Annotated in this window: 21 protein-coding genes; 17 read left to right on the top strand and 4 right to left on the bottom strand. The window is 54.8% G+C overall.

Annotated elements, in window-relative coordinates; all coding sequences use genetic code 11:
- The first annotated feature begins 191 nt into the window (after nucleotides 1-191).
- The 16 genes from rpsB (at nucleotide 192) to gloA (ending at nucleotide 15,170) form a co-directional block, all read left to right on the top strand.
- Nucleotides 192-1,040: a 30S ribosomal protein S2 gene (gene rpsB / locus AAC599_RS16860; RefSeq protein WP_340151573.1), complete on the top strand. Its 849-nt coding sequence runs from the start codon at nucleotides 192-194 to the stop codon at nucleotides 1,038-1,040.
- A 73-nt stretch (nucleotides 1,041-1,113) separates the two neighbouring features.
- On the top strand, nucleotides 1,114-2,037 hold the full coding sequence (gene tsf / locus AAC599_RS16855) for a translation elongation factor Ts (RefSeq protein ID WP_340151572.1): 924 nt from the start codon (nucleotides 1,114-1,116) through the stop codon (nucleotides 2,035-2,037).
- Nucleotides 2,038-2,184: 147 nt separating this feature from the next.
- Nucleotides 2,185-2,901, top strand: a complete 717-nt coding sequence (pyrH, locus tag AAC599_RS16850; protein WP_340151571.1) for a UMP kinase — start codon at nucleotides 2,185-2,187, stop codon at nucleotides 2,899-2,901.
- Nucleotides 2,902-2,971: 70 nt separating this feature from the next.
- Entirely contained in the window at nucleotides 2,972-3,529 is a 558-nt protein-coding gene (gene frr / locus AAC599_RS16845) for a ribosome recycling factor (RefSeq protein WP_340151570.1), read from the top strand.
- A gap of 3 nt (nucleotides 3,530-3,532) precedes the next feature.
- Nucleotides 3,533-4,264 carry an isoprenyl transferase gene (locus AAC599_RS16840; RefSeq protein WP_340151569.1) on the top strand — a complete coding sequence of 244 codons (732 nt, stop codon included), beginning with the start codon at nucleotides 3,533-3,535 and terminating at the stop codon, nucleotides 4,262-4,264.
- Complete coding sequence (locus AAC599_RS16835) at nucleotides 4,265-5,074, top strand: phosphatidate cytidylyltransferase (protein ID WP_340151568.1); 810 nt, start codon at nucleotides 4,265-4,267, stop codon at nucleotides 5,072-5,074.
- Nucleotide 5,075: 1 nt separating this feature from the next.
- Entirely contained in the window at nucleotides 5,076-6,290 is a 1,215-nt protein-coding gene (dxr, locus tag AAC599_RS16830; protein ID WP_340151567.1) for a 1-deoxy-D-xylulose-5-phosphate reductoisomerase, read from the top strand.
- A 14-nt stretch (nucleotides 6,291-6,304) separates the two neighbouring features.
- Complete coding sequence (rseP, locus tag AAC599_RS16825) at nucleotides 6,305-7,456, top strand: RIP metalloprotease RseP (protein ID WP_340151566.1); 1,152 nt, start codon at nucleotides 6,305-6,307, stop codon at nucleotides 7,454-7,456.
- 75 nt (nucleotides 7,457-7,531) lie between these two features.
- Complete coding sequence (gene bamA / locus AAC599_RS16820) at nucleotides 7,532-9,802, top strand: outer membrane protein assembly factor BamA (protein ID WP_340151565.1); 2,271 nt, start codon at nucleotides 7,532-7,534, stop codon at nucleotides 9,800-9,802.
- 11 nt (nucleotides 9,803-9,813) lie between these two features.
- A complete protein-coding gene (locus AAC599_RS16815; RefSeq protein WP_340151564.1) occupies nucleotides 9,814-10,380 on the top strand; it encodes an OmpH family outer membrane protein in 567 nt (188 codons plus the stop codon).
- Nucleotides 10,380-11,408, top strand: coding sequence for a UDP-3-O-(3-hydroxymyristoyl)glucosamine N-acyltransferase (gene lpxD, locus AAC599_RS16810; RefSeq protein WP_340151563.1), 1,029 nt, complete (start codon nucleotides 10,380-10,382; stop codon nucleotides 11,406-11,408). The genes AAC599_RS16815 and lpxD overlap by 1 nt, the downstream gene beginning before the upstream one ends.
- The gene (fabZ, locus tag AAC599_RS16805) at nucleotides 11,405-11,869 is read left to right on the top strand and encodes a 3-hydroxyacyl-ACP dehydratase FabZ (RefSeq protein WP_340151562.1); all 465 of its coding nucleotides are present in this window, start codon (nucleotides 11,405-11,407) and stop codon (nucleotides 11,867-11,869) included. The genes lpxD and fabZ overlap by 4 nt, the downstream gene beginning before the upstream one ends.
- Nucleotides 11,870-11,973: 104 nt before the next feature.
- Complete coding sequence (gene lpxA / locus AAC599_RS16800) at nucleotides 11,974-12,759, top strand: acyl-ACP--UDP-N-acetylglucosamine O-acyltransferase (RefSeq protein WP_340151561.1); 786 nt, start codon at nucleotides 11,974-11,976, stop codon at nucleotides 12,757-12,759.
- Complete coding sequence (gene lpxI, locus AAC599_RS16795) at nucleotides 12,737-13,594, top strand: UDP-2,3-diacylglucosamine diphosphatase LpxI (RefSeq protein WP_340151560.1); 858 nt, start codon at nucleotides 12,737-12,739, stop codon at nucleotides 13,592-13,594. Before lpxA ends, lpxI begins: the two co-directional genes overlap by 23 nt.
- Entirely contained in the window at nucleotides 13,594-14,763 is a 1,170-nt protein-coding gene (lpxB, locus tag AAC599_RS16790) for a lipid-A-disaccharide synthase (RefSeq protein ID WP_340151559.1), read from the top strand. The genes lpxI and lpxB overlap by 1 nt, the downstream gene beginning before the upstream one ends.
- Complete coding sequence (gene gloA / locus AAC599_RS16785) at nucleotides 14,760-15,170, top strand: lactoylglutathione lyase (RefSeq protein ID WP_293959151.1); 411 nt, start codon at nucleotides 14,760-14,762, stop codon at nucleotides 15,168-15,170. The genes lpxB and gloA overlap by 4 nt, the downstream gene beginning before the upstream one ends.
- Before the next feature lie 6 nt (nucleotides 15,171-15,176).
- Here the strand turns inward: gloA and AAC599_RS16780 are convergent, their stop codons facing one another.
- The 3 genes from AAC599_RS16780 to gltX all read right to left on the bottom strand — a co-directional run bounded on the left by AAC599_RS16780 (nucleotide 15,177) and on the right by gltX (nucleotide 18,214).
- Nucleotides 15,177-15,380, bottom strand: coding sequence for a hypothetical protein (locus tag AAC599_RS16780; protein ID WP_293959149.1), 204 nt, complete (start codon nucleotides 15,378-15,380; stop codon nucleotides 15,177-15,179).
- 4 nt (nucleotides 15,381-15,384) lie between these two features.
- On the bottom strand, nucleotides 15,385-16,689 hold the full coding sequence (gene gltA, locus AAC599_RS16775; protein ID WP_340151558.1) for a citrate synthase: 1,305 nt from the start codon (nucleotides 16,687-16,689) through the stop codon (nucleotides 15,385-15,387).
- A 121-nt stretch (nucleotides 16,690-16,810) separates the two neighbouring features.
- The gene (gene gltX, locus AAC599_RS16770; RefSeq protein ID WP_340151557.1) at nucleotides 16,811-18,214 is read right to left on the bottom strand and encodes a glutamate--tRNA ligase; all 1,404 of its coding nucleotides are present in this window, start codon (nucleotides 18,212-18,214) and stop codon (nucleotides 16,811-16,813) included.
- Between the two features lie 116 nt (nucleotides 18,215-18,330).
- Here gltX and AAC599_RS16765 point away from each other — a divergent pair, with 116 nt between their 5' ends.
- Nucleotides 18,331-20,427 carry a ComEC/Rec2 family competence protein gene (locus AAC599_RS16765; RefSeq protein WP_340151556.1) on the top strand — a complete coding sequence of 699 codons (2,097 nt, stop codon included), beginning with the start codon at nucleotides 18,331-18,333 and terminating at the stop codon, nucleotides 20,425-20,427.
- A gap of 12 nt (nucleotides 20,428-20,439) precedes the next feature.
- Here the strand turns inward: AAC599_RS16765 and lexA are convergent, their stop codons facing one another.
- Entirely contained in the window at nucleotides 20,440-21,177 is a 738-nt protein-coding gene (lexA, locus tag AAC599_RS16760; RefSeq protein ID WP_340151555.1) for a transcriptional repressor LexA, read from the bottom strand.
- Nucleotides 21,178-21,205 lie beyond the last annotated feature (28 nt).

The following is a 21,205-nucleotide window of genomic DNA, read 5'->3' as shown; positions in this document are numbered from 1 at the left end:
CCGATCGGCGGATTTAAGCGTGAATCCGCATTTTTCCCTTGCATCCGGGGCGCGAGGGGCCTATTTACCGCACTGTTAAATTCACACGTGGGTTTTGGGTCAGGCTGTGTTGGTCTTTCCCATCCGGTGTCCCGAGGATGATCCGACGGACCGCAGCTCACGGAGGTTCAACCGGAAAAGGAGATTGCAGAATGGCTCTGCCAACTTTTACTATGCGTCAGCTTCTGGAAGCTGGTGTTCACTTTGGCCACCAATCACGTCGCTGGAACCCGAAAATGGGTCCCTATATTTTTGGTGCCCGTAACAAAATCCATATTCTTGACCTGCAACAGACAGTCCCGATGCTGTATCAGGCCCTTAAAGTCGTGCGCGACACTGTTGCCGGAGGCGGACGTGTCCTGTTCGTTGGCACCAAGCGCCAGGCATCCGAGGTTGTTGCGGAAAGCGCCAAGCAGTGCGCGCAGTTCTACGTCAACCATCGCTGGCTCGGCGGCATGCTGACCAACTGGAAAACTGTCTCGGAATCGATCAAGCGGCTGCACAAGCTTGAAGAGCAGCTTGCAGAGGAACATACAGGCCTGACCAAGAAAGAAGTCCTGAAAATGACCCGCGAGCGGGACAAGCTGGAACGCGCACTTGGCGGTATCAAGGAAATGGGCGGCCTGCCGAATGTGATTGTCGTGATTGACACGAACAAGGAAGAACTGGCCGTTCAGGAAGCCAACAAGCTGGGCATTCCGGTCGTCGCGATCTTGGACAGTAACTCCGATCCCGATGGCATTACCTATCCAGTACCGGGCAATGACGATGCACTTCGTGCGATCAGCCTGTATTGCGACCTGTTCAAGCAGGCAGTTATTGACGGCATTTCCATGGAAATGTCAAGTCAGGGCACGGACCTTGGTGCATCGGAAGCGCCGACGCTGAGCGAAGATCTGCCGGAAGAGGAAAAAGCCGAAGAGGCTGCTCCGGAAGCTTCAGTGGAAGATTCTGAAGCGGCGCCGGCCAAAGCTGAAGAAGAAAGCGCGCAAGCGTCTTAAATCTGAGAGGGTCGCCCGGGCCTTATGGGGCGGGCGTCTCCCCCTTTTAAGAATATAAACGCGAGGATGAATTATGACTGCTATCACAGCGGCACTTGTTAAAGACCTCCGCACCCAGTCCGGGGCGGGCATGATGGATTGTAAAAAAGCGCTGACGGAAACGAACGGCGATATCGAGGCAGCGATCGACTGGCTTCGGACCAAGGGTCTGGCCACGGCGGCGAAGAAATCCGGCCGGGTCGCCGCGGAAGGGCTGGTGGCCGTTTCCACGAATGGAACGACCGGTGCTGTCGTTGAGGTGAATGCAGAGACTGACTTTGTGGGCCGGAACGAGGATTTCCAGGCTCTGGTAAAGGGTATTGCCTCTGTCGCCGCCGAAAAAGGCGATGACATTGACGCGATCAAGGCCTCTCCTTTTCCTGGTGGATCCGGCACGGTCGAAGAGAAGCTGACCGAAGCCATCGCCACAATCGGCGAGAATATGGCATTGCGTCGCGCGGCTTCCTTAAGTGTGGAGAAGGGGGTTGTTGCCTCCTACGTTCATAACGCCGTTGCAGATGGACTTGGTAAAATCGGCATTCTGGTCGCCCTTAAAAGCGGTGGCGATACGGAAAAGCTTGCCGTGCTCGGTAAGCAGATTGCGATGCATATCGCCGCGACAAGCCCGCAGTCAATCGGCTTGGATGATCTCGATCCGGAAGCGGTTGAGCGCGAACGGGCCGTTCTCTCGCAGCAGGCACGCGAATCCGGCAAGCCGGAAGAGATTATCGGAAAGATGGTCGAAGGCCGTATTAGCAAGTTCTACAAGGAAGTTGTCCTGCTGGAGCAGACCTTCGTGGTTGATGGTGAGAATACGGTCAAGGCTGCTATCGATCTCGTTGCCAAGGAAATAGGCTCGCCGATCGAGGTTGTCGGCATGGTTCGTTTCGCCGTCGGCGAGGGGATCGAGAAGGAAGAAAGCGATTTCGCGGCAGAAGTGGCGGCTGCTGCCCGATAGCAGCGGTCGAATACAAAAAATATATGGCGGTCTCGGTTCGAGGCCGCCATATTTTTATGTGCGGCTTCGCGGCTTTTCAAATCATACTTTTTCTGTATGCTGTCTTGCCGACACGGTTAACCATATGTAGCAGTTTTGGAAAATAATATGCCGAAATCACCTCAGTACCACAGGGTTCTCCTGAAATGTTCCGGTGAAGCACTTCTGGGAAGCCAGCAATATGGTATTGATGTCGAGACAGTGTCCCGCATAGCCAAGGATATACGCTCCGCCCATGACATGGGGGTGGAAGTCTGCGTCGTTGTCGGGGGCGGCAACATATTCCGCGGCATTTCCGGCACGGCAAAAGGCATGGACCGGTCCAGCGCCGATTACATGGGCATGCTGGCGACGGTGATGAACGCGCTTGCTCTGCAAAATGCAATCGAAGCCCAGGGAATGGACAGCCGTGTCCTGTCCGCCATTCCGATGTCCGCGGTATGCGAACCCTATATCCGCCGCCGGGCCGAGCGGCATCTTGAAAAAGGCCGTATCGTGATCTTTGCGGCAGGCACCGGAAATCCCTACTTTACAACGGATACTGCCGCTGCCCTTCGCGCGGCCGAGATGAAATGCGACGCCCTGCTGAAAGGCACGAACGTCGACGGCGTCTATGACAAGGATCCGCGTAAATTTGAGGATGCGGAGCGGTATGAGACCTTGTCTCATCTCGATGTGCTGGCTCGGGACCTCAAGGTCATGGATGCCGCGGCTATCTCGCTCGCTCGGGAAAACAAAATTCCAATCCTTGTCTTTTCAATTCAGGAAGAGGGTTCATTTGCCCAGGTCCTGCGGAAAGAAGGATGTTTCACAGAAGTTGTTTAGGGGTATAAGATATCCCGGCTAATAAAAAAGATGCCAGATTATTAAGCCTGGCAATTGAGGAGAGGAAAGAATGGCGGCGCCGAACATGAAAGATCTTGAAAAACGCATGCAGGGGGCACTTGAAGCACTAAAGCATGAGTTTACAGGGCTGCGGACCGGTCGGGCGCATATCAGCTTGCTCGATACCGTCATGGTGGAAAGCTACGGAAGTTCTATGCCCATTAACCAGGTCGGAACCGTGAGCACGCCCGAATCTCGCTTATTGAGCGTACAGGTTTGGGACAAGAATAATCTCAAGGCGGTCGAGAAGGGTATTCGTAATTCGGGCCTCGGCCTCAACCCGGTCGTCGACGGCATGGTTGTCCGGGTTCCCATTCCCGAATTAACGGAAGAACGGCGCGCCGAGCTTGCCAAGGTCGCGGCCAGCTATTCCGAAAGCGCCAAGGTCGCCATCCGCAATGTCCGTCGTCACGGAATGGATGATGCAAAGGCAGCCGAGAAAGATGGCGATTTTTCCGAAGATGATCGCAAGAAGGCTGAAGATGCTATTCAGAAACTGACAGACAATTATGTCGATAAGGTCGATGAAATGCTGTCGGAGAAACAGCAGGAAATCATGCAGGTCTGACGCATGGAAGTCTTGCCCTCTGTCACATCCGGCGACTGCCTGATCCCCGAACATGTCGCGATTATTATGGACGGCAACGGACGCTGGGCGACGAAGCGCTCCCTGAAGCGTCTGCGCGGCCATGAGCAGGGGGCGGAAGCCGTCCGCGAAGCGGTAAAGGGTTGCGGTGAACTCGGCATTCGCTATCTGACGATCTTCGCCTTTTCCTCTGAAAACTGGAGCCGTCCGGTCGAGGAAATCAATCATCTGATGGGCCTTTTCCGATTTTTCTTTCAGAAAGAAGTCAAGGCGCTCTGTGAGGCCGGAGTAAGAGTAAAATTTATTGGTGATATCAGTCGATTGCCTGATGATGTTCAGGAATTGATTGACGACCTTAAGAAACGCACAAAGGATAATTCCAAGCTGATCCTGACGATTGCGCTCAGCTATGGAAGCCAGGCAGAGATTGCCGGCTCCATGCGGCGCATTGCGGATAAGATCAAAGCCGGTGAGATAGCGCCGGAAGATATAGACGAGACCATGGTTGCGCGGCACCTTGAGACCGCGGACCTGCCTGATCCCGACCTGTTGATCCGGACCAGCGGCGAACAGCGGCTCAGTAATTTCCTGCTCTGGCAATGCGCCTATACGGAATTTGTTTTTCTGGATGTGCTGTGGCCGGATTTCCGTAAAGAGGATCTGATCGGCGCTATTGAAGAATTTGGAAGCCGCAACCGTCGATACGGGGCCGTATAAGTGCTGCTGTCCTCTCTGACGTCCCTGCAGCAGCGTGTCATTTCGGCGCTTGTTCTGGCGCCCATCGCGATTGCAGCGCTCTATTTTGGCGGTGTTTATTTTCTGGCTTTCCTGATTGGTGCCGCGGCGATCATGGCCTATGAATGGTGCCATGCCTCCCTTGAAACAAAACCGGGTATTCTCACGGCGCTGACGGCGATAACGGTAATCTCTGCCTTGGTTCTGACATATAATTTCGATATTTTTCAGTTGGTTGGGGTCGTTATCTCTGGATCTGTCTTAACGGCTGTTGCGACTGCTTTCATCAAGGGACGAGCGCGTATTGTCTGGTCGTTCTTCGGGCCCATATGCATTGGCGTGCCGGTTGTCGCGCTGATGCTGTTGCGCTCGATCCCGGAAACCGGCTTTGCACTGACGTTTGGCTTGTTTCTTGTTATATGGGCAACGGATATTGGCGCATACTTCAGCGGAAAATCGATTGGCGGGCCCAAAATTGCGCCGTCGATCAGTCCCAACAAGACCTGGGCCGGGCTTATCGGCGGCATGATCGCTGCCATGATAGTGGCGTTCGGGGTGAACAGCCTGCTGATTGGCGGGCAGGTTGCGACAATCGGTATACTGGGCTTAGGCGCCATTTGTGCTATATTCGCGCAGATGGGTGATTTCGCCGAGTCAGCGTGGAAGCGTCATTTTGGCATAAAGGACGCCAGCAATCTTATTCCGGGCCATGGCGGTGTTATGGACCGGCTTGACGGCGTCTTCCTGACAGCGCCAATTCTGATGGCAATATTGATGTGGAATGGGATTTAGGATGAGTATCAGTCCGGCGACAAGGAAGATTTCCCCGACCCAGCATCCCGGGGTGCGCCGCGTGAGTATTTTTGGGTCCACCGGGTCTATTGGAGTAAATACGCTGGACCTTATTGCGGCGGCGCCGGAAAAATTCGCGGTTGAAGTATTGAGCGCGAACGAGAATGTCACCTTGCTGGCGGAGCAGGCGCGGCAATTCGGGGCGAAGCGCGCCGTTATCGCCAATGAGGCCAAATATGCGGAGCTGAAGTCTCTGCTCTCGGGAAGCGCCGTTGAGGTGGCTGCCGGGCGGGACGCTTTGATCGACGCGGCCTCCTGCAAGGTGGATTGGGTCATGCTCGGGATCGTTGGCGCGGCAGGACTGGCGCCGACAATTGCCGCAGTAAAGACAGGTGCAATCATCGCTATTGCCAATAAGGAGGCATTGGTCTGCAGCGGGGATATGGTCCTCGCGGATGTAAAGAAATATGGCGCGACACTGCTTCCCGTGGATAGTGAGCACAATGCGATATTCCAGGTTCTGGACTTCGATCAGATTGACAAAGTAGAGCGCCTTGTCCTGACGGCGTCTGGTGGCCCGTTCCTTGATTATACATTGGAGCAGATGAAATCGGTCACGCGCGACCAGGCGCTGGCCCATCCGAACTGGGAAATGGGCGCGAAAATATCCGTTGATAGCGCAACGATGATGAACAAGGGACTGGAATTTATCGAGGCTGTGCGCCTGTTTCCCGTCTCACCGGAGCAGATCGATATTCTCGTTCATCCGCAATCGGTTATTCACAGCATGGTGGAGTATCGCGACGGTTCGGTGCTTGCGCAGATGGGCGCGCCGGATATGCGAACCCCGATTTCCTACACATTGGGCTGGCCGGAACGGCATGACTTCAGGGCGGAGCGGCTTGACCTCGCAAAAGTCGGTTCGCTGACCTTTCTGGACCCCGATCATGTGAAATTCCCGGCCCTGCGCCTTGCGCGAGAGGCGTTAAATACTGGAAAATCGGCTCCGACAATCCTAAATGCTTCCAATGAGGTCGCAGTCCATGGTTTCCTGAAGGGTGAAATCCGCTTTCTGGATATTGCCGGGATCGTGGAGGAATGCCTGAATCGTGCAAATATCGCCGAGTTGACCTCGATAGAGGATATATTTGACTGTGATGCACAAAGCCGGGATCTGGCCCGGTCCGTCATGGCGTCCATTTCGACGAAAGTTTAAAACGGTAAAGTAATATGGATTTTCTGATCAATAACTGGATTTACATCCCGGCCTTTATTGTTGTCATTACGGTTCTGGTCTTTGTCCATGAGTACGGACATTACAAGGTTGCGCGGCTTTGCGGCGTGAAAGTCGATGCTTTTGCCATCGGATTTGGCCCGGAACTCTGGGGCCGCTATGACAAGAACGGCTGCCGATGGAAGGTCTGCGCGGTTCCCTTCGGTGGATATGTGAAGTTCCACGGGGATGTCGGCGTTGCCAGCGATGCTGCGGGCGATATTGACGAGATGTCCGAGGAAGAAAAAAAGACCAGTTTCCACCATAAGTCCCTGCTACAGCGATCTGCGGTCGTCTTTGCCGGTCCGGCGGCCAACTTCATTTTTGCCATTGTCGCGATGGCAATCCTCTACATGGCGCTCGGCCAGGCGCAGACCCCTCCGGTTGCCGGAGAGGTTCAGCCGAATAGCGCGGCAGCGGAGGCTGGTATCGAGGTCGGAGATCGGGTTATCTCCGTGAATGGCGCCGCCGTTGACAGTTTCGAGGAGTTGCGCCGGACCGTTCTTGTCGGTCTTAATGAACCGCTTGATGTGAAGATTGACCGTGACGGACGTATCATTGATCTCGCCATCACGCCGCATATTGTCGAAGAAGTCGATGCGGACGGGAATATCCAGCGCATTGGCCGTCTTGGCATTGTGTCGACGGGGCGGGAATTTGTCCGCCATGGCCCGATCAGTGCACTGACCAGCGCGGTGGATCAGACCTGGTTTATCACCACCGCGACATTGAAGGGGGTTGGGCAGATGATCTCCGGTGCGCGGGACACGAAGGAGCTGAGCGGTCCGCTCGGTATCCTCAAAATGTCCGGTGATGCGGCCAAGCGCGGCGAGGATATCGTCGATAACGCTTTGTCCCTGTTCAACTTCATGATTTTCGTTTCCATCAGCCTCGGCCTGATCAATCTCTTTCCGATACCGATGCTGGATGGGGGGCATCTTGTTTTTTATGCCTATGAGGCGGTTCGCGGCAAACCGCCCTCTGCAAAAGCCATGGAATTCAGTTTCCGAATTGGACTATCCCTCGTTCTGATGCTAATGGTATTTGCCACATGGAATGACGTTAACAAACCTTGGGTAAAAGATTTTTTCACCGGCTTGTTTTCCTGACAGGCAAGGTCTGATAGAACTGTTCGACGATAACTGAGGCTGTCCGCTCAGGGGGGTGGGAATTTGCGCGTATTTTTGTTACTTGCAGTGTTTGCATTTGCAACACTCTCGACGGTGCTGACAGCCAGCCAACCGGTTTTCGCGCAATCATCCGCTATAATTTCCGAGGTCCGCGTTGAGGGTAACCAGCGGATTGAGGCCGATACGATCAGATCTTATCTCCTGATCTCGGTGGGCACGCCCTATGATCGTTCCCGCGTTGACCGGTCTCTCAAGGCGCTTTTCAATACCGGGCTTTTCGCCGATGTTACCATCCGTCAGGAAGGGGATGCGGTGATCGTCAATGTGGTTGAAAATCCTATTATCAACCGACTGGCGTTTGAAGGAAACCAGCGGATCGAAGATGAAACTCTGACAGCGGAAATTCAGCTACGACCCCGCATTGTCTATACCCGTGCACGGGTGCAAAATGATGTACAGCGGATTATCACGGTCTATCGTCGAAGCGGCCGGTTTGCGGCCACGGTTGAACCGAAGGTTATCCTGTTACCTGAGAATCGTGTTGATCTTGTATTCGAGATCAATGAGGGAGAGGAAACGGGGATCAAGAAAATCCGCTTCTTTGGCAATGATAACTTCAGCGACAGCCAGTTGCTTGGGGAAATTTCGACCGAGGAAACCCGTTGGTATAACTTCCTTTCTGACTCCGATACCTATGATCCCGATCGCCTGACCTTCGATCGGGAGCTGCTTCGTAAATTCTATCTCTCCAAGGGCTATGCGGACTTCCGTGTTGTCTCTGCCATCGCGGAACTGACGCCGGACCGTGACGGCTTTTTCATAACCTTCGCCGTGGAAGAGGGCCCCAAATATAAATTCGGTGCGATTGACGTGAAGAGCGAGATCAAGGATATCTCGCCGGAAGCGTTGTTTGAACAGGTAACGACGATTGAGGGGGAGACCTATAACGCAGACAAGATTGAAGATACTATTCAGAAAATCACCTTCGAGCTTGGCAAGTTGGGCTATGCCTTTGTAAATGTCCGTCCACGTATTGACCGGGATCGCGAGAACCTGACGATCGCGGTTACCTATGAAGTCAACAAGGGCCCCCGTGTCTATGTCGAGCGGATCAATATCACCGGTAACGTCCGGACGCTTGACTATGTGATCCGACGGGAAATGAAGCTAGCGGAAGGTGACGCCTTCAATACGGCGTTGCTGCGGCTTTCGCAGTCCCGTGTCCGGGGACTTGATTTCTTCGAGAAGGTTGAGGTGACCCAGGAAGAAGGAACGGCACCGGATAAGACAATCATCAATGTCGATGTTCAGGAAAAATCAACGGGTGAGCTCAGCGTCGGTGCCGGCTTCTCGACAACCGAATCCGTCTCGGCAAACCTCCAGATCCGGGAACGTAACCTGCTGGGCCGGGGTCAGGATCTGCGGTTTGGTATCTCCGTCGGTGCACAAAGCCAGACCGTTGATATTGGCTTCACTGAGCCATACTTCCTGGACCGCGACCTGAGTGCAGGTTTTGATATTTTCAGAACTGTCCGCGATTATCAGGACGAAAGCGGATATGATCTGGAACGCACCGGTTTCGTTCTACGTTCCGGCTTCCCTATTCGCGAGAATGTGCGCGGGGACGTTTTTTACAGTCTGGTAAATGAGAAAATCGATAATCTGGCATCAAATGCGCCTGTCTCCATTCAGAAGGCGTCAGGAGAGTATCTAATATCTTCCGTCGGCTACACGATTACGATTAGTGATCTCGACGATACACTGTTTCCGACGACGGGAAGCAAATACACCTTCGGGCAAACCCTGTCCGGTCTTGGTGGGGATGTCCGTTCGCTTGCTACGAATGCCAGCTATATCCGGTTTTTTCCGGTTTATGAGAATGATGTTGTCCTAAGTACGGGTATTACCGGCGGGTATATTTTCGGATTGGGGGAAGACGTTATCCTCGCACAGCGCTATAATGTTGGTGGGCGCAACTTCCGGGGCTTTGATAATCGTGGTATCGGACCGCGGGATATTGCCTCTGGCGATGCTCTGGGCGGCAACGCATATTTTGTTGCCACGGCCGAGCTTCGCTTTCCTGTCGGGCTGCCGGATGAGTATGGCGTTCTCGGCCGAACATTTCTGGATGTCGGTACTCTGACAACGATTGATGATAACGACCCCGGTATTGTGGACGACCCAAGTATAAGGGCCGCCGTTGGTGTCGGCCTGAACTGGGTCTCACCATTTGGTCCTATTCAGATAAATGTTGCTGTCCCTCTGCTGAAAGAAGATTACGACAAGGAAGAAATATTCCAGCTCGATTTCGGGACACGATTCTAGGATAAGGAAAAATGATCTCAAGAATTCTGAAATGCACCATATTCCTGTTGATTTTAGTGACGGCTTTCAGCCAGTCGAGTTTAGCCCAGACATCGCCGAACGCGAAAATCGGCGTCGTTGATATGCAGAAGATCATGCGCGAGATTGATGTTGCCCAGGATATCGATGCACAAATGGCTGCCTATGAGGAAGAGGTAAATGCGGAGCTGACAGCGGCAGAACAGAAACTGAAGGATGAGAAAACTCAGATTGAGCGCCAGAAAACTCTGGTAACACCGGATGCGTATTCTAAAAAGCAGGCGGATTTTAATCGTAAGGCGGCGGCTTTCCGTGTCAATGTACAGGAACGGAACCGGCAGTTGCAGCGAAGCCGAATCAAGGCTCTCGATAAGGTGAAGGAGCAGATGATCCCTATTGTCCGTGCGGTCATGGATGAATATGGCGCGACACTTGTTGTGGATGTGAGTGAAATCCTGTTTGCGGAAAAGCCGCTGGAAATGACGGAAGCAGTGATAAGCCGCCTCAACAAGGAACTGGAAAAAACCAAGGTTGAACTCGTCCCCTTGAAGAAAAGCTGATGCCTGATCCTCATTTCTATCAGGTTGCAGGGCCTTTTTCTCTTGCAGAACTCGCCGAGCTGCCGGATGTGGAACTGGCACCGGAGGTGGATCCGAATATCATGATTTCTGACGTCCGGCCGCTGGATCAGGCCGGGGAAGGGGATTTGACGTTTCTAAGCAATTTGAAATATCTGGATCAGTTTCTGAATACGAACGCGACGGCCTGCATTGCGGCCCGGGCAGCCCTTAAAAAATTCCCGAAGGGATTGTCCATTCTGGTTGCGGAGGACCCCTATAAAGCTTATGCGCGGATTGCCAACAAGTTCTATCAGCCTGTTCTCGGCAATGGGGAAGTGCATCCAACGGCGGTAATCTCACCCAAAGCCACCATTGGCAAAAATCCCTCCATCGGAGCATATGTAGTGATTGAGGAGAATGCTGTCGTCGGCGACAACTGCATCATCGGTCCGCACTCATTTCTGAACCGGGGAATCAGGATTGGCAGTGATTGCCGTCTTGGTGCGGGTGTTGTGTTAAGCTTTTGCCAAATTGGCGATAACGCCTTCATTCATAGCGGTGTAAAGATCGGCCAGGATGGTTTCGGGTTTGCGCCCGACCCCGCAGAGCATGTGAAGATTCCGCAACTTGGCCGCGTTATCATTGGGTCTAATTGCGAGTTTGGCGCAAATACGACGATTGATCGCGGTTCCGGTCCGGATACGATCATTGGCGACAATACCTGGCTTGATAATCTGGTTCAGGTGGGTCATAACGTGACGATTGGCAAGGGCGTTATCATTGCGGCCCAGACTGGCATTTCCGGCAGTACGGTGATCGGGGATTTCGTAGTTATTGGGGGGCAAGTCGGCTTGGCGGGCCATATTAAAATTGGCGAAGGTGCTCAGGTCTCGGCAAAATCCGGCGTTATTTCTGATGTGCCGGCAGGCGAGATATATGCCGGGTTCCCGGCACGCCCCCGTAAACAGTTTTTCCGCCAGATGGCGACTTTGCGTAAACTATCGAATAACAAGGGTTCTGCAACATGAATGATCGTTCCTCCTCTGATACGGCTGATGCCCTCGATATTCTGAATATTCTGGATATGATACCGCACCGCTATCCGATGCTTCTGGTGGATCGAATGATCGAGATTGTTCCCAATGAGTCTGCGGTTGGTATCAAGAATGTGACGATGAATGAACCCCATTTCCAGGGGCATTTCCCCAACAGGCCAATTATGCCGGGGGTCATGATTGTTGAATCCATGGCGCAGACTGCGGGTGTTCTTGTGATCAAGAGTCTGGGAGCGGAGTCACAAGGCAAGCATGTCTTTTTCATGTCGATCGACAATGCGCGCTTTCGCAAGCCCGTCACGCCGGGTGATACCATGTATGTTCATGTCAAAGTGAAGCAGAATCGCGGCGCTGTCTGGCGGTTTTCCGGCGAGGTCATGGTGGAGGGGAAGAAAGTGGCGGAGGCCGATTTCGCCGCCATGATTGTTGACTAAAATTCAGGTAACCGGCTGTAACACAGCTTGATTTGTGATCCGGGCTGTTCCGCGTTAGCTATAGCGCACATTTTTACTGATACGTTAGATTGACTGGGTACCGAATGGGCAAAATTCATCAAACAGCGATTATCGAAGACGGTGCTTCGATACATCCGGACGCCGAAGTAGGTCCTTTTTGTGTGGTGGGCAAGGATGTAGCACTTGCCGCCGATGTGACGCTGAAATCCCATGTCGCCGTTGCCGGCAATACGAAGATCGGAAGAGGGACAATCATCTTTCCCTTTGCCTCCGTCGGTCATGCGCCGCAGGATCTGAAATACAATGGGGAAAATTCCGAACTTGTCATCGGTGAGCATTGCACGATACGGGAGCATGTTACGATCAACCCCGGGACCGAAGGCGGCGGCATGCAGACCCGGGTTGGTGACAATTGCCTGTTGATGATCGGGGCGCATATCGCCCATGACTGTATCCTTGGAAATCATGTCATTCTTGTGAATAATGCGACGCTGGGCGGGCATGTCACCCTTGGCGATTCTGTGATTATTGGTGGACTGTCGGCAGTACACCAGTTTGTCCGGATCGGCGAACATGCTATGATTGGCGGCGCTTCCGGAGTGGAGACGGATATCATCCCCTTTGGGTCGGCTACGGGAAATCGTGCGGCGCTTGGCGGGCTTAACCTTACCGGAATGAAACGGCGGGGCTTCTCCCGTGATGATATTCACGCCTTGCGCAGCGCGTATAAATATCTTTTCTCCGGGGAGGGCACCTTTGCGGAGCGCTGCAAATCCATGCCGGAGGAATATAGTAAATTTTCGTCAGTGCAAACGGTCCTCAATTTTGTCAATGAGGAAACGAAGCGTGGATTCTGTCATCCGGAATGATGCAAGTTCAATGCGGGTCGGCATTATTGCCGGCAGCGGAAGCTTGCCCCTTGCACTGGCAACAGCGCTTCAGGTGGACGGAAAGGACCCTTATCTTCTTCTTATCGAGGGGGAAGCCGACCCGGCGCAATACAAAGATTTTTCGCATGAGGTAATCCGGATCACCAAGGTCGGGCGTTTTCTCAAAGCCCTCGCGCGTGAAAAATGCACCCATATTACCCTCGCTGGACCCGTAAAACGGCCAAATCTTAAAAACCTTGTACCCGATATGGAGGGGGTGAAGCTGCTTGCCCGGATTACCGGGGCCAGCCGCAAGGGGGATGATGGTCTGATGCGGGCGATCACCGGCTACCTGCAGGAAAAAGGGTTCACAATTATCGGTGCCCATGAGCTGGCGAGCGATTTGCTGGTCCCCTCCGGCCAACTTGGGAAGGTATCCCCGACAGAACAGGACGATGCGGATATTGCGGCTGGCGTGCGGATCGTCAAGGCGGTCGGGGCACTGGATATCGGTCAGGCTGCCATCCTGCGCGACGGATATGTCCTTGCCGTCGAGGCAGCGGAAGGGACGGACGGCCTGTTGACCCGCTCCGCCGCCTTCGCATGGGATAAGCGGGCAGGGGTTCTCGTCAAACTTTCAAAGCCCGGTCAGGAGTTGAAGGCGGACATGCCGACAATCGGGCCGGAGACCGTGACGCTCGCCGCCGAGGCAAATTTGCGCGGTATCGCACTCGAAGAACACAAAACCCTCATCCTCGATATGAAGGAAGCGATCCGGCGCGCGGACGTCGCGGGTATTTTCCTGATCGGCCTGGACCCGGAAAGCGGGTCATAATGGCCTCCGCCGGCCGTTACAGGGTTTTCATATTGGCGGGCGAAGCCTCCGGTGATGCGCTGGCGGCGCGTCTTATGGTGGGGCTGAAGGAAAAAGCACCTGACACAGAATTTTATGGTGTCGGCGGCCCGTTGATGGCTGAGCAGGGACTTGAGACTCTCTTTCCAATGGAGGAGTTGAGTGTCATGGGCCTCTTTGAGGTCCTGCCGAGGCTTCCTCAACTGCTGAAGCGGATCAAACAAACGGCGACCGCGGCGCGAGAATTCTCTCCCGATGTTTTCATTACCGTCGATGCGCCGGATTTCAGTTTCCGCGTGGCCCGGCAATTGGCGGGAAGCCATTTCCCGAAAGTTCATTATGTTGCGCCGTCTGTTTGGGCTTGGCGACCGGGGCGGGCAAAGAAAATCGCCGATATCTATGATCACCTTCTCACCTTGTTGCCGTTTGAGCCGCCCTATTTCGAAGCTGTCGGGCTTCCCGCCGACTTTGTCGGCCATTCCGTCATCGAGAGCGGTGCTAACAAGGGAGATGGCCCGGCCTTTCGGGCGCGTTACGACATCGATCCGGATGAGAACCTCCTGATGCTGCTGCCGGGAAGCCGGCGCGGGGAAGTGAGCCGTCATCTGCCCATCTTCCGGGAAACGGTGTCCCGTTTGCGTGAAGATATTGGGAGGTTCCGCCTTGTTGTACCGGTGATTGGCCGTGCGGCGGATGTCGTCCGGCAGGAGACAGCGCAGTGGGAATTGGACATCCTTGTCGTTGACGGGGAGACGGAGAAATATGATGCGATGGCAGCCTCCGATGCGGCGCTCGCCGCGTCGGGAACTGTCGCGCTGGAGCTGGCGCTTGCCCGCCTGCCAAGCGTCATTGCCTATCGCATGAACCCGGTGACCGGCTGGATCGCACGGCGGGTGGTCAGGCTCGACTATGTCAATCTGATCAACATCCTGCTCAAGCGCGAAGTGGTGCCGGAATTCCTGCTTGAAGATTGCACGGCTGCAAACCTCGCAGGTGCGCTTGGTGATCTTTTCCACTCAGAGGAAAAGCGCCGCCAGCAGATTGTTTCCTGCGGCGAGGCCATGTTACTGTTGGGTGAGGGCGGCGCGGCCCCCGGTGCACGGGCGGCGGATATTATCTTGAAACTCATTACAAGGGATAAAACGACATGAGCGGCGACGATAAGAACAACTTCAGACTGCTGCACACGATGATCCGGGTCAAGGATCTCGACAAGTCGATCAAATTCTATGTCGATACGCTGGAGATGAAGCTTCTCCGGCGGACCGATTTTCCGGGCGGAAAATTCACATTGGCTTTCGTTGGGTATGGCGAGGAAAAAGATACGGCCGTTATTGAACTGACCCATAACTGGGATCAGGAAGAGCCCTATGATCTTGGCAACGGGTTCGGTCACCTCGCGCTTGGGGTGCAGGATATTTATGGAATTTGCGACAAGCTGGCGGCTCAGGGCGTCAATATTCCGCGGCCACCCGGGCCGATGAAGCATGGGACATCCGTGATCGCCTTTATCGAGGATCCGGATGGCTACAAGATAGAGCTTATTGAGCGAAAATAGGCCGCTTTACGCGCCGCCGAAATACCAGACGCCTGCAAAAAAGAGCAGCATCGCTGCCGGCAGCAGGATCATCGAGAGTTTTTTCGCACGGTAGAGGAAGGGCGCCCGATTGTCGTTGGCCGCCCTCAGATAGAGCCGTTTGGCAGGTTTGACGCCCCCGGTCGGGACCGAAGGCGTCAATTTCTTGCTTGTTGGTGAGGCTCCGCTCATCCGATTACCGTTTGCTGATATCAACATAAGGGCGCTCAGTTGCCCCTGTGTACAGTTGACGCGGCCGGCCGATTTTCTGTGATGGATCTTCCATCATCTCGTTCCACTGCGCCACCCAGCCAACGGTACGGGCGAGAGCGAAGAGCACGGTGAACATGCTTGTCGGGAAGCCAAGCGCCTGCAGAATGATACCGGAGTAGAAGTCGACGTTCGGGAAGAGCTTCTTCTCGATGAAATAGGGATCATTCAGCGCGATCTTTTCAAGTTCCATCGCCAGCTTGAGCATCGGCTCATCCTTGATGCCCAACTCATCCAGCACCTCATAGCAGGTCTGCTGCATGACCTTGGCACGCGGATCATAGTTCTTGTAGACCCGGTGGCCGAAGCCCATCAGGCGGAAGGGATCGTTCTTGTCCTTTGCCTTGGCAATGAACTCCTGAACCCGGTCGACGCTGCCGATCTGGTTGAGCATGGTCAGCACAGCCTCGTTCGCGCCGCCGTGAGCGGGACCCCAGAGACAGGCAATACCCGCTGCAATACAGGCAAACGGATTGGCGCCGGAAGATCCGGCCAGACGCACCGTCGATGTCGAGGCGTTCTGCTCATGATCCGCATGGAGGATGAAAATCCGGTCCATGGCCCGGGCAATGGTGGGCGAGAGTTTGTAGCGCTCTGCCGGTACGCTGAAGGTCATATGCAGGAAGTTTTCCGCATAGGACATGTCATTGCTCGGATAGATGAAAGGCTGACCTACAGAGTATTTGTAGGCCATTGCGGCGATCGTCGGCATTTTCGCGATCAGGCGATAGCTGGCGATCATCCGCTGTTGCGGATCCGTGATATCCGTACTGTCGTGATAGAAGGCGGACAGGGCACCGACCACGCCGACCATGACGGCCATCGGATGTGCATCACGACGGAAGCCGCGGTAGAATTGGGTCAGCTGCTCATGCAGCATCGTGTGATAGGTGATGTCGTGGGAGAACTTATCCTTCTGCGGCTGTGTCGGCAATTCGCCTTTCAGCAGCAGATAGCAGACTTCCATAAAGTCACTCTTCTCCGCAAGTTCCTCAATCTTGTAGCCGCGATGCATCAGGATGCCCGCATCGCCATCGATATAGGTAATCGCGGAATCACAGGATGCCGTAGACGTAAAGCCTGGATCATAGGTGAAATGACCTGTATCGGCATATAGCTTGCGAACGTCAATAACAGACGGCCCGACGGTGCCCGCAATGAGAGGCAGGCTAAGGGTATCGTCGCTTCCTTCTGACAGGGTGACGTTGCCGGTAACAGTAGAGCTACTCATTCATCCACTTCCTTTTTATTTTTCAGGCTGATTGCGCCCGTATCATTGACAAAATTCCGGGTGGAATTTCTTTCTTTTGTATAAAGCTTTCATTGGTGCACTCGCCCCATGCGCCGTAATCTTACGCGAGAGCCGCATCCCGAATACGTCCGATTGACTGTTCCCGTCCGAGGACGTCGAGAACGTCAAAGATACCGGGCGAAACTGTGGTTCCTGTCAACGCGGCCCTCAACGGTTGCGCGATTTTACCCAGTTTGAGGCCTTCCGCCTCTGCCGTTGCCCGAACGGCCGCTTCCAAATCCTCTGCGTTCCAGTCCTCCAGCGCCTCCAATCGGTCCGCCAGCCGCGTCAGAACAGCGCTTGCCTCTTCAGTTATCAGGCTTTTGGCTTTGTCGTCCAGCGTGAGTGGCCGCTCGGCGATAAGGAACAGGGAACTCTCCGCAAGCGAGTTTACAGATTTTGCGCGTTCTTTCAAGCCATTCATGGCTTTTTCTATTAGTTTCAGTTGATTAGGGCTTATATCCTGACCGGTCTTTTCCGCCAGTATCGGCGCTACAAGGCATGTCAGATAGGCATCATCTGCACCGCGAATATAGATGCCATTGAGGTTCTCGAGCTTGGCAAAATCGAAGCGGGCCGCCGATTTTCCAACATTTTCAAGGTTGAACCAGTCAATCGCCTGCTCGGTCGAGATCACTTCGTCATCGCCATGGGACCAGCCCAACCGGAGCAGGTAATTCCGCAATGCCTCGGGCAGATACCCCATGTCACGATAAGCGTCCACGCCGAGCGCGCCGTGCCGTTTTGAGAGCTTGGCGCCATCGGGGCCGTGAATCAGCGGAATATGGGTATAACGGGGTACTGTCCAGCCGATTGCCTCGATCAGCTGCTGTTGCCGCGCTGCGTTGGTCAGATGGTCGTCACCGCGGATAATATCGGTAACCTCCATGTCATGGTCATCCACCACTACGGAAAGCATGTAGGTCGGGGTTCCGTCCGCCCGGAGCAGGATCATGTCATCGAGCTGTTGGTTGGCAAAGGTGACATCGCCCTGCACGAGATCCCTTACAACCGTTTCGCCATGGTTGGGAGACTTGAACCGGACGACGGGATCGACGCCAGCTGGTGCCGCCGACGGATCCTTGTCCCGCCAGCGTCCGTCATAGATCGGAGGGCGACCCTCCGCCCGCGCCGTTTCGCGCATCTCCGCAAGTTCCTCGCGGGAGGCATAGCAATAATAGGCTTTGCCGGCTGCCAGCAAGTCACGGGCGACTTCCGCATGGCGTTCACGCCGGGAAAACTGGAAGACCGGCTCCTCGTCCCAGTCAAGCCCGAGCCAGTTCAGGCCATCCAGAATGGCGTCGATGGCGGCATCGGTGGACCGCTCCCGGTCCGTATCCTCGATCCGGAGAAGGAATTTCCCTTTGTTATGGCGCGCATAGAGCCAGTTGAACAGGGCCGTCCGGGCGCCGCCGATATGCAGGAAACCAGTAGGTGAGGGAGCGAAACGTGTTACGACAGTCATAAGAATTTACTTTACATTCCGTTCGATTATAAATTGAAACCGGATGGTTATTAAAAACAGGCTTTTGTACCCTTTGTCATGGCGGAGGGCAAGCATGCCGTCGGAAGGTCCGCGCCATGACCCAAATGAGCTCGCACAATCTGGAAAAGCTGGCTGATCAGTTCCGGTCTGACCGGTCGCGTTGGTTTCTCTGGTTCCCGGTGCTCATCGGCTTCGGCATTGCCCTCTACTTCGCGCTTCCGATAGAACCGGGGCCCGTATGGCTCGCGGCTCCCCTCGTTCCGACGCTCGGCCTGCTTCGGCTGAAGGGCAGAGCGGAGAGCGGTTACGTCTTGATCCCCGGCGTCCTGTTGCTTGTTGCGATTGGTTTTTCAGCGGCCATCCTACGGACGCAGATTGTCGATGCGCCGATCCTGCAGAAGAAGGCCGTCACGGAGCTCCGTGCGAGTGTGCTCGAAAAATCCACCGGATATGACGCGGCCCGGTTTCTGCTCGGGGATATTACAGTTACAGGGCAAGATGACTTCCCGAAACTCCACCATATCCGGCTGTCGTCGCGCACCAATTTTGACGATGTCCGGCCTGGGCAGATCATTCGTGTAAAAGCGGTGCTGTTGCCGCCGCCGGAGCCCGCCTATCCCGGCGGCTATGATTTCCAGCGTCATTCCTATTACCAGTCCATCGGCGCGGTCGGCTACAGTATCAGTGCGTTTGAAATTCTCGGGGAGGATAGCGATTTTTTCTCGCGCGTTCGCCAGTTGTCGGCCGGGATAAGAGCGCGAATCGCCGAATTTGTCATGGCCAACGTGCCCCCGGAAAATGCCGGTTTTATCATTGCCATCATGACCGGAGACAAGTCGGCAATCCCTGAGGAACAGCTCGATAACATGCGATTTTCGGGGCTGGCTCATCTGTTGGCGATCTCCGGCATGCATATGGGGATGATCGGCGGCCTGATTTTCTTCGCAGTCCGTCTTCTGCTGGCGCTCATACCTTATGTGGCGCTCTACTATCCGATCAAGAAGATCGCCGCCGTCGTCGCGCTGCTGGGGCTCGCCGGATATCTGTTCGTGAGCGGGATGAGCGTTTCCGCCGTTCGGGCCTTCATCATGATCTCGGCGCTTTTCGTCGCAATCTGCTTCGACCGGACGGCGCTTTCCCTGCGCATGGTAGCGATGGCAGCGGTGATCATCCTGACCCTGTATCCGGAGAGCCTTGTCACGGCGAGTTTCCAGATGTCTTTTGCCGCTGTTTTTGCCCTGATTTCGCTCTATGAACAGTTCGGGCCATGGCTCGGCGGTTTTGCGCGAAGCGGCGGGATCATCCGCCGCAGCCTTGCCTATCTGATCGGTATCACATTGACGTCCCTCGTTGCCGGGCTCGCGACCGCGCCTTTTGCGCTCTATCATTTCGGACAGGTAGCGGCCTATAGCCTGATCGCCAATTTTCTCGCCGTTCCCCTGATGGGCCTGTGGGTGATGCCGGGGGTTATCCTGTCCTTTATTTGCTATCCGTTTGGTCTCTCATTTCCGCTTGTTGTCGTTGGCAGCGGCATCGACATGATCCTGCGCGTGGCGGCGGAGACCGCATCCTGGCCCGAGGCGGTGCAGTTTCTCGGCTCTTTCTCGGTTTTGCAGCTGATTGCGATTACCGTACTCGGGCTCTGGTATGTCATCTGGCGTCAACCGGTGCGCTGGCTGGCCGTGCCGATGCTGGGCATTCTCTTCCTCTCGTTCCTGTTCAACCGATCGCCGGATATCCTGATCTCCGAAAGCGGCAATCTTTACGCGGTGAAGAGCGAGGAGGGAGAAATCTATCTTTCCACTCGCCGGGCCGATCGGTTCGAGGCGGAACGCTGGCGACTGGTGATGGGCGAGGAAATTGCGAAGGAGCCGCTACCGGGATTGTCCTGCGATCCCTATGGATGTGTGTACCGGAGAGGGCCGGATATCATCGCCTTTCCGGCAACGATGGCGGGTGTGGAGGCGGACTGCAAACGGGCCGACATTATCATAAGCCCTGTTCCGGCGCCGGAGGAATGTCCTGCGGCGCGGCTGGTCATCGGCAAGTTCGATCTCTGGCGGGAAGGGACGCATAGCCTTTATTTTGATGCCGCAGGCCAGATCCATGTGGAAACCAGCAACGGACTTAGGGGAAACCGGCCGTGGGTGCCGCTCCGCTATCGTGAAAGACCGGAGCGAGCGGCGGACTAAATCAACTTGGCCTCAGTATTTGCGGAAGAGGCCGACAAGATGGCCCTGCACCTTGACCTGATCCGGCCCGAAGATGCGTGTTTCATAGTCCGGATTGGCAGCCTCCAAGGCGATGGACCCTCCCTTGCGCCGCAGCCGCTTCAGGGTCACTTCAAAATCATCGATCAAGGCAACGACAATCTTGCCATTTTCTGCCGTCTCGCTTTCGCGGATGATTACGGTATCGCCGTCATGAATCCCGGCATCGATCATTGAATCGCCCGCCACTTCAAGGCAGTAATGCCGACCGGACGCGAGCATACCCGAGGGCACATCGACGAAACTACTCGGGTCGCTCAAGGCTTCAATCGCCGTACCGGCGGCAATCCGCCCGTAAAGGGGCAGGCTCTGCACAGCCGGATCCTCATCGCCATATGAATGATCGTCATCCATACTCTCCCGGCGGTCGTTATTCTTGGCGAAATTTACCTCGACCAGATTATCATCCTGGGCAGGCAAGGCGATTTTTGTCTTTCTGGCGGCCCTGTTTCTGAGATCATCGGGCAGCTTCAATACTTCCAGTGCGCGGGCACGGTGGGGCAGGCGGCGGATAAACCCCCGTTCCGTCAGTCCCGTAATCAAACGGTGAATGCCGGATTTCGATTTCAGGTCAAGCGCTTCCTTCATTTCATCGAAAGACGGGGACACGCCGCGACTTTCCAGGCATTCGTGAATGTAGAGAAGAAGCTGATGCTGTTTTTTTGTCAGCATGACCGAAACCACCATAAAGAACAAATCA

This window comes from uncultured Sneathiella sp., from assembly GCF_963976355.1.
In the GTDB taxonomy this organism is placed as follows: Bacteria; Pseudomonadota; Alphaproteobacteria; order Sneathiellales; family Sneathiellaceae; genus Sneathiella.
This window is presented reverse-complemented; position numbering and strand designations above follow the sequence as displayed.

Bases quoted from the DNA above. Each gene is read 5' to 3' on its own strand.
- rpsB (WP_340151573.1), top strand. From the start codon at position 192: ATGGCTCTGCCAACTTTTACTATGCGTCAGCTTCTGGAAGCTGGTGTT.
- tsf (WP_340151572.1), top strand. From the start codon at position 1,114: ATGACTGCTATCACAGCGGCACTTGTTAAAGACCTCCGCACCCAGTCC.
- pyrH (WP_340151571.1), top strand. From the start codon at position 2,185: ATGCCGAAATCACCTCAGTACCACAGGGTTCTCCTGAAATGTTCCGGT.
- frr (WP_340151570.1), top strand. From the start codon at position 2,972: ATGGCGGCGCCGAACATGAAAGATCTTGAAAAACGCATGCAGGGGGCA.
- AAC599_RS16840 (WP_340151569.1), top strand. From the start codon at position 3,533: ATGGAAGTCTTGCCCTCTGTCACATCCGGCGACTGCCTGATCCCCGAA.
- dxr (WP_340151567.1), top strand. From the start codon at position 5,076: ATGAGTATCAGTCCGGCGACAAGGAAGATTTCCCCGACCCAGCATCCC.
- rseP (WP_340151566.1), top strand. From the start codon at position 6,305: ATGGATTTTCTGATCAATAACTGGATTTACATCCCGGCCTTTATTGTT.
- AAC599_RS16815 (WP_340151564.1), top strand. From the start codon at position 9,814: ATGATCTCAAGAATTCTGAAATGCACCATATTCCTGTTGATTTTAGTG.
- lpxD (WP_340151563.1), top strand. From the start codon at position 10,380: ATGCCTGATCCTCATTTCTATCAGGTTGCAGGGCCTTTTTCTCTTGCA.
- fabZ (WP_340151562.1), top strand. From the start codon at position 11,405: ATGAATGATCGTTCCTCCTCTGATACGGCTGATGCCCTCGATATTCTG.
- lpxA (WP_340151561.1), top strand. From the start codon at position 11,974: ATGGGCAAAATTCATCAAACAGCGATTATCGAAGACGGTGCTTCGATA.
- lpxB (WP_340151559.1), top strand. From the start codon at position 13,594: ATGGCCTCCGCCGGCCGTTACAGGGTTTTCATATTGGCGGGCGAAGCC.
- gloA (WP_293959151.1), top strand. From the start codon at position 14,760: ATGAGCGGCGACGATAAGAACAACTTCAGACTGCTGCACACGATGATC.
- AAC599_RS16780 (WP_293959149.1), bottom strand. From the start codon at position 15,380: ATGAGCGGAGCCTCACCAACAAGCAAGAAATTGACGCCTTCGGTCCCG.
- gltA (WP_340151558.1), bottom strand. From the start codon at position 16,689: ATGAGTAGCTCTACTGTTACCGGCAACGTCACCCTGTCAGAAGGAAGC.
- gltX (WP_340151557.1), bottom strand. From the start codon at position 18,214: ATGACTGTCGTAACACGTTTCGCTCCCTCACCTACTGGTTTCCTGCAT.
- AAC599_RS16765 (WP_340151556.1), top strand. From the start codon at position 18,331: ATGACCCAAATGAGCTCGCACAATCTGGAAAAGCTGGCTGATCAGTTC.
- lexA (WP_340151555.1), bottom strand. From the start codon at position 21,177: ATGCTGACAAAAAAACAGCATCAGCTTCTTCTCTACATTCACGAATGC.